This is a genomic window from bacterium (assembly GCA_023150945.1).
GTDB lineage: Bacteria > Zhuqueibacterota > Zhuqueibacteria > Zhuqueibacterales > Zhuqueibacteraceae > Coneutiohabitans.
Map to the genome: position 1 here is coordinate 1 of JAKLJX010000114.1, position 509 is coordinate 509.

A 509-nucleotide genomic window follows, 5' to 3' on the forward strand; every position below is an offset into this window, starting at 1 on the left:
CATCCTCCCTCCTCCCTACTTCCGGTGCAAGCGGGCACATGGGTAACAGAATAGACCGGGCACATGGGTAACACTTCATGGCCGGTCCGGTCTTCGGTTTTGCGGTTGTGGAGAACGGAAGGAGCCCGTAGGGCGACTGGAGTTCTCCACAACCGCGCGCGCGGCGCGCGCGGCGGCCCGGTCCCGGCGAGTGGCCGGGCGGTAGGCCAGCAGCGTGCGGGTGTGACTGTCGAACAGCCCCAGGGCGACGGGACCGAAGCAGACGCGCCAATGACGATCACTGACCGCCTCGAGCCCCACCGGCTCGCCTACCAGGGCTTCGCTCAGATACACACAGCCGCCCTGCCACTTGATCTCGCCGCTGGTCCGCACCCGGCGGACTTCAACATGCGCGGGATAGACGATCTCCGGCAGGACCGCGGGATACGCCCGGGGCGAGGGGCCGTACCACTGGGCGGGCACCGTATCGTTCAACGCCTCATGCGGGCGCTCGGTGTTGAAGATCCGCC

The 509-nt window shown here is 67.6% G+C and carries 1 protein-coding gene; it reads right to left on the minus strand.

Features of this window, described 5'->3' with window-relative positions:
* Nucleotides 1–75 precede the first annotated feature (75 nt).
* The coding region (locus L6R21_28315) for a hypothetical protein (GenBank protein MCK6563107.1) at nucleotides 76–509 on the minus strand (434 nt) is incomplete at its 5' end.